Below are 669 nucleotides of genomic sequence, written 5' to 3'. Positions count from 1 at the left end.
GGCAATGTCAAGTTGAGCTGGGCGCCGGGTAAGATGGGGCATGAAAAAGAGCAAGTCACCTTACTATGGTTTTCGATTTCCGGCGGCGGTCATTAGTTGCGCGGTCCGCTGGTACTATCGCTTCAACCTGAGCCTTCGTGACATCGAGGAGTTGTTGCTCGAGCGCGGCGTGAGCGTGAGCTACGAGTCAGTGCGCAACTGGTGCGACCGGTTCGGCACACGGTTTGCGCGTCGCGCGAAGGCTGCGCGTGTCAGGCCGGGCTCGACATGGCACCTCGATGAAATGTTCGTGACGCTGCACGGCGATCCCTACATGCTGTGGCGTGCAGTCGACGAACACGGCGCAGAACTCGATATCCTGCTGCAAAAGCGTCGTGACAAAGATGCGGCCGAACGGTTCCTCAAGCGCGTACTCCGCTCGCATCCCGTGCCACGCAAGATCGTCACTGATCAATTGCGCAGCTACGCGGCGGCCAAGGCCGAAATTCCCGAGCTAGCCAGCGTGAAGCATGTGTTTGTCAAGGCAGCCGCCCGGCTAAACAATCGCGCTGAGAACAGTCATCAGCCCACACGTCGACGCGAGCGCCAAATGCAAGGCTTTCGTGACCCGAGGCGCACACAGCGCTTTCTCTCCAGCTTTGGCCCGATCCGCCAGCACTTCGCCTTGCC

The 669-nt window shown here is 60.1% G+C and carries 1 protein-coding gene; it reads left to right on the top strand.

All coding sequences use genetic code 11. The features are described 5' to 3' along the window. Positions 1–40 precede the first annotated feature (40 nt). Positions 41–669 (top strand): IS6 family transposase (locus tag P0D96_RS48285; protein ID WP_408321429.1); only part of this gene is annotated, 629 nt, incomplete at its 3' end.

Source organism: Paraburkholderia sp. RL17-347-BIC-D (assembly GCF_046027915.1).
Taxonomy (GTDB): domain Bacteria; phylum Pseudomonadota; class Gammaproteobacteria; order Burkholderiales; family Burkholderiaceae; genus Paraburkholderia.
This window is presented reverse-complemented; position numbering and strand designations above follow the sequence as displayed.